We start from the raw sequence: 5,900 nt of genomic DNA on the forward strand, positions 1-5,900 counted from the left end.
TCGAATTGATAGAAGTAGGGCTGGGTGCGGTAAGCATCCGGCAACACTGCCGGCGTGTAGATATGCACCTTGCCGTCGCAGAGATCACCGTTGCCGTCGCCGTCTTCATCAAGCTGCTGCGGATTGTAGATTGACGGGCAATTATCGCAGACGTCGCCCACCGAGTCGGCGTCGGCATCGGCCTGATCGAGATTGACGACCAACCAGCAGTTGTCGACGGCGTTCAATAAACCGTCACCGTCCGCATCAGGGTCGCAAACATCACCCAGGCTGTCGTCATCAACATCCGATTGGTCGGGGTTGAAGTCATTGCCGCAGTTGTCAAGCTCGCAGTTGTTCAGCGTGTCGTCCGGGTCGCCCCAGCCGTCCTGATCCGAATCGTGGCACACATACTGGTAAGTGCAACCTTCGACCACCACCTGCGGCGGATCGCACGGGCCCGCCTTGTCGTGCAGGTGCTGTTGCATCTCATCCCAGCTCAGGCACTCCATGATCTCATCGCTCTGATGGATGTGCGCCGCCTTGAACAGGGACACGTCGGTCAAATTGTCCCAATCATCGTAATCGGTCAGAGTTTGCAGCGTCGTTGCCGAGGTACACCAGTCGAAGTTCCGCAAGTCCTGCGAGACTGTGCCGGCGTCGATGATGCCGTTGCAGTTCCAGTCGACCGGGCCATAGCCGATACCGTCGGCCTCGACCAGCGCGCTCTCATTCAGCGGCGGTCGCGTGCCGTCGGAATAATCCAGATTCTTCAAGTCGATCAGTGTGTCCTCCGCCAGCTCGTAGCAAAGCATACAGCGGCGCACAGCGTCAACCTGATAGCGATACGCCATGATGCTGGCGTAATTCGGCTTGTACTGGCCGATTGCGCCTTCATCCTGATTGCCGGCGTGGCGCAGGCCGAGATTATGTCCCAACTCGTGCATGAAAGTGCCGGCACGTTCAAACGGTGTGCCGATCTGTCCGCCCCAGGCGCCGAGCGTGACAATGAAATCATCACCGAGAATCTCACCCAGTCCCGAGCTGCTGCCGCCATTGTAAATGTGCGCCATGATACAATAGTGCCAACCCGGATCACCGAGATGATCCATGTAATTCGTCTTGTACCAGGCGAAACCATTCGGAGCGCTGTTCGTGAAGAACGGGTTGCCGGTCATGTCGTCGAAATGCGGCACCGAGTCGGACACTTCGATGATCATCGTGATCCCCTGGCAGGCGAAGGCCTGGACAATCATATCTACTTCCGCCGGCTGCAGTTTGTGGGAGTGGCCGTTGCCCACCATGTAATCGACCTCGACGCGGATCGTGTCGGGTCGGGCCGCGAAAGTGCGCGCGCCAAGGAACAGGGTGAGGGCCAGGAGTGCCAGGGCAATCAATCTATTCATAGGTTCACCGTTTCAATTTGGACTCGAGATTTGACGTTGATATGCAACAAGATACGATTGTAGGCTGATTTTGTCAACGAATATTCGCCCCGCCCTTCGTCAACACGGGCCGCACGGCTGGGCGCCGCCGGAGAAGATGTAGCCGATTAAACGCACCGCATCCGAGATGTTAACAAACGCATCGCAATCGGCGTCGCCCGCCGCGGACGGCGTTGGCGCCGGGCCACCCGAAAAGATGTAGGAAATCAGGTAGACCGCATCGCTGATGGTCACATACCCGCTGTGGTCGGCATCACCCGGCAGAATGGCACACGCCTTGAACATTCCGATATTCGACCACGGATTGTCCGGACAGACGGTGACGCCGCGCACGCGCCAGTAGTAGGTCCGCCCGGTCGTGAGCCCGCCGATCTGATACCGATTCGTATCCACGTCCGCGCTGACCACCGGCGATGAAAATGTCGAATCGTCATCCAATTGCAGAACGTAGCCGCCCGCCGGCAAATTGGGATCCCAGTAGAGCAACACCGGATTGATCTGTTGTGCGCCCGCGATGGGACTGACCAGGAACGGCGAATCGGCCTTGGAAGGAATCTGCCCGACCCACGTCCCCCAGTGGAATGGGGAAGCGGTGTTATATTCGCCGCACAGCCAGACGTTGGTCGGCGCGAGCGGGTCGCCGCACATACAGCTGTGATCACCCCAGCGCACCGGCGCGCTGCCGCCGCGCGCGCCGTCGCCGGTCTTGAGCACGCGCGACCGCTGGTCTGACAGCAGGTCCTCGACGTAGCGCACGCTGACGTACTCGTCGGTGGCGGAGCGGTTGAAGCTCAAATAGACGTGATTCTGCGGGTCGACATGAATGCTGGGCAGAAAGTACGACTTGCGATCGGCGCCCAGTACCACGTCGATCGACGCTTGCGAGTTGGCCGTGTCAATCCCAAGGACGCGGATCGCCGCGACAACACCCGAACCCCAGTTGAAGCCCTGGTCAAAGGCCGTGTACAATCTGCCGTTGCGGAAGATGACGTTTTGCGTCGTCGGGCCGAGCATGCCGATGTTGCTGCCGTCGCGCTGGGGCGCGCTGGGCGGAAAGGTGTACGCGGCAATCCCCACGCGACTGCGCAGAGTCAACTGCACCATCCCGAGCGGATTGGTGATCTTCCAGTACGCCGTGGAGTTGCCGCCGTGCCAGAGATTGCTCAGCAGGAACATGCCGTTGGCGTCGGAATACATGAGGGCCGGCTTCACCGCAAAGGCCGTCTCACCGTCGTGATAGCGCATATCCCACAGATCGGAATACGTCAGCGATTGACCGCCGTAGAGTCGGCTCTTCGGCACGATGCGGACCTTGGCGTACTCGAAATATCCATCAAAGCCCCACATGTTGGCGCTGATGTAGACCGCCTCGTCAAAGTCGCACGCCAGCCCCGGATAGTCGGGCCAGATCGCCTCCGGCGTTGATCCGTTCGCCGCCGCATCCAGGCAGTAATTCCACCAGCTTCCCATCGCGCTCGAAGTCTGCGAGGCGGACACCAAAAACGCCGAGCGGTCAACGCTGTTGGTACACAGGAAGAGAATCACGAAGCGCGCGGCAACCGGATCGTAAATGACCTTGGGGTCGTAGATGAAAGCGCTGGGCGGCGCCGGCTGCGTGCCGGCGAACCATTGCTGCGCGGTAGCCTGATAGAGCAGGTTGCCGCTGTTTTTGTCAAACACCGAAATTGTGCTGTTGACCACCTCGACGATATGATTGGGCCCCGCGGCAATCTGCGGATCGGGCGGGTCCCAACCGGTGTAGGTTGTCCCGGTGAAACTGCGGCAGGGCGCCAGCTCGTTCGGCGCCTTGTCGCCCGGTGACGTGGTCAAATCATGGAGATGACTCGGATTACCCGGCTGGTATTGCGAAACTTCGTTTGCCGCTTGCGGCAGCGGTCCCGGAAACGGCCAGGGCTTTGCCCGCTCCGCCACCGGCTCGACCGCCGTGGTCTCGCTAATCTCTGCCGGGTTGAAAACAACCGGCAGGGCCTCGATCGTGCCGACTTCGAAGCGATAATCCGCGGCCGGGGCGACTCCCGCCCATACGATGACAGCAGCCGCAGCAAGGTGGATTCGAATTGTTGACTTCCGTTGGATCAAGGACAATTACCGAACGATAGCAGTAAACAACGATAGCGACCGAAGTAGAACCCGACTATCTTTGTGCCAGCCGGATTGGGGAGGTCGCCAAGCTCGACAGCAACCAATATAGTGTGAATCGCCAATTCGGACAAGGCCAAAGTGGCCTGCGCGAGGTGATGTCATGCCCGGCGATGCCGACGACCCGATTGAATACCCGATCGATGGAATACTCGACCTGCATGCCTTTGCGCCAAAGGATGTCAAGGAGCTGATCCCGGCGTACATCGACGCCTGCCTCGAACGCGGCATCTTGTCGCTGCGGATCATCCACGGCAAGGGCATCGGGAATTTGCGCCGCACGGTGCACGCACTGCTGGAACGCGATCCCCGCGTGCGCTCGTTCCGACTCGACAGCGAATCCCCCGGCTCCTGGGGCGCGACTTTGGTCGAGTTGCGTGACCCGTGCCGCCCCACGCCGTGAAACATTTCACCCGCGCCTCCGGTATATTGAGATTAATGAACCCCTTGCGCCTCAATTACGATTGATTATGATTTCTTCAGCGTGGCCGCGCACCGGCCCTCGTTTGAATGGCATTTTGGCAAAGATGACATATCCGTCCCTGAACGGTAAGGAGTACCCCATGTTCTCAGGAAAAACTCATGCGCTCGGCTTGCTGGCCGCGCTCGTGCTATTGGCGTTTGGTCTCACCGTGCCCGGCCTCGGCTCGGAATTGAGCAAAGAAACCGCCGCGTTGATCAAGAAAGCGCCGGGACTGGAGAAGTATCCCGACGCCAACGCCATCGTGATCAAAAACCAGACCGATTATGAGTACCAAGCCGACGGCACCTGCCTGGCCCGCGACTACGTGCTGGCCAAGATCATGACCGAAGCCGGCTTCAGAGACTACGGCGAGATCCGGGTGCCGTTTTATCGCATCTACGATACGCTCGTCGTAACGGTGGCGCGCGTGATCAAGCAGGACGGCACCATCATCGATGTCCCCCGGGAGGATATGAAAGACATCTCCTCGGCCTCCTCCGAAGAAATGAACATCTACGAGCAGGATGCGCTCGAACGCGTGATCCCGTTCAAGAATCTCGAAGTTGGCGATTGCATCGAGCTCAGCGTCGACGACTACGTCTTCCGGTCGCCGCTTGAGGCCGAGTTTGACGGCCTGCAAATCTTTCAGCGCTTCGACCCGGTTGTCTACAAAGAAGTCAATGTCGTCGGGCCGAAATCTCTCCCCCTGAAGTACATCGTCAAGAACGGCAAAGTGAAGTTCGCCCAGAAGGAGATGGGGGACAAAATCAAGTACACCTGGACGGCGGAAAACGTCGACCGCATCATTCCCGAACCCGCCATGCCGTCCCTCGCCGAAATCGCACCGACGGTGATCTTCAGCACGATCGGTTCCTGGGAGGAAATCAGCCGCTGGTGGAATGACATGGCCGGCAAACAGATGACGATGAATGACGGCCTGCGAGAAAAGGTGAAAGAACTCACCGCCGGCAAGACCACGCGCGACGAAAAAATCGACGCCATCTATCGCTTCGTCGCTCAGGAAATCCGCTATATGGGACTCGGCACCGGCAAGAAGAAAGGGCTTGAGCCCAAACCGGCTACCGAAACTTTCGAGACCAAGTACGGCGTCTGCCGCGACGTCGCCACGCTCATGGTGGCGATGCTGCGCGAAGCCGATGTGCCCAGCAATGTGGTGCTGACGATGGTCGGGGATAAGGTCGCTTCCGACATCCCCCATTTCTACTTCAATCACGCGATCGTCGCGATTCCGAACGCTGACGGCAGCTTGACCTATGCCGATCCGACGATCAACAATTCGGTCGACTGGCTGCCGGCCGTCGAAAGCCAGCAGCAAGTCCTGGTCTGCGATGACAAGGGTGAGAAGCTGGCCGATACGCCGCTGACACCGGCGCGCGAAAACATGGGCGCCATCAAAGCGGTCACGAATCTCACCGAGACCGGCCTGCTGACCTCGGAAGTGACGATCACCACCGACGGCATCTACGACTTGGCGATTCGCTCCTGGGCGAAGTCCGTCCCGTCGGCGCAGATGTCGATGGTATGGAGTTACCTGCTCCAGGATGTCTACCCCGGCGCGCGCCTGACCAACCTCACCTTCTCCGATCCCGAGGATCTCGGAAAGCCGTTCGAATTAAAGATTTCCTATCAGGTCGAAAACTACCCGACCGCAGCCGGCGAATTCGTGTTGATGAAAAGCCCGGTATCGATGGGCGCCTTCGAGATAATCTCCAAATACCTGCTATCGTCGGCGTCGCTGCCGGAACGCAAGTACCCGTTCGCGCTGGGCTTCACCTTCGGTGCCAGTGAAGAAGAAGTGATCAATCTGCCGCCGGGGATGAAAATCAAGTCGA

4 protein-coding genes are annotated in these 5,900 nt (G+C 59.1%); 2 read left to right on the forward strand and 2 right to left on the reverse strand.

The features are described 5' to 3' along the window. Positions 1 to 1,385: thrombospondin type 3 repeat-containing protein (locus tag IT585_13705; protein ID MCC6964302.1), on the reverse strand; the 1,385-nt coding region annotated here is incomplete at its 3' end. Between the two features lie 99 nt (positions 1,386 to 1,484). Then, positions 1,485 to 3,524, reverse strand: a complete 2,040-nt coding sequence (locus IT585_13710) for a hypothetical protein (GenBank protein ID MCC6964303.1) — start codon at positions 3,522 to 3,524, stop codon at positions 1,485 to 1,487. A gap of 163 nt (positions 3,525 to 3,687) precedes the next feature. On the opposite strand from IT585_13710, the gene IT585_13715 reads away from it, so the two are divergent. Both IT585_13715 and IT585_13720 read left to right on the forward strand, forming a co-directional pair. Beyond that, positions 3,688 to 3,987, forward strand: coding sequence for a Smr/MutS family protein (locus IT585_13715; GenBank protein ID MCC6964304.1), 300 nt, complete (start codon positions 3,688 to 3,690; stop codon positions 3,985 to 3,987). Positions 3,988 to 4,147: 160 nt separating this feature from the next. Next, the coding region (locus IT585_13720; GenBank protein ID MCC6964305.1) for a DUF3857 and transglutaminase domain-containing protein at positions 4,148 to 5,900 on the forward strand (1,753 nt) is incomplete at its 3' end.

It is taken from the genome of Candidatus Zixiibacteriota bacterium (genome assembly GCA_020853795.1).
GTDB lineage: Bacteria > Zixibacteria > MSB-5A5 > CAIYYT01 > CAIYYT01 > JADJGC01.

Bases quoted from the DNA above. Each gene is read 5' to 3' on its own strand.
- IT585_13715 (MCC6964304.1), top strand. From the start codon at position 3,688: ATGCCCGGCGATGCCGACGACCCGATTGAATACCCGATCGATGGAATA.